Origin of the sequence: Neisseria sp. P0016.S008 (genome assembly GCF_051957775.1) — a bacterium.
Lineage (GTDB): Bacteria > Pseudomonadota > Gammaproteobacteria > Burkholderiales > Neisseriaceae > Neisseria > Neisseria flavescens_B.
In genome coordinates this window covers 1-268 of the sequence record NZ_JBQCWB010000031.1, presented here as the reverse complement: position 1 = coordinate 268, position 268 = coordinate 1, and the positions used below count along the sequence as shown (strand labels likewise).

The window sequence follows — 268 nt, the reverse complement described above, 5'->3', positions numbered from 1 at the left end:
CGCACAAGCAGAATACCTGCGTAGTCAGTGTGAAACCCGCATGACCCGCGAGCGCACGCAATACCTGCGCGGCTATTCCCTCAACTCACACCGATACGGCCGTCTGAACATTCAGACGGCCTGCACGAAAGCACATCACAGCATGCAATACCGAATCCACCGTGAAGGCGATGCCCAAAACACACCCGCTTCCGCCTCCACCCCCGTTGACACCTGGGAGCGCACCACCCTGCGCGACGTCCTCCTTGCCGCCGCCCAAGAACAACGC

1 pseudogene is annotated in these 268 nt (G+C 60.8%); it reads left to right on the top strand.

What is annotated here, in order from left to right:
- Positions 1-268 (top strand): annotated as a pseudogene (locus tag ACTHS8_RS10855) (hypothetical protein); the annotation flags it as partial.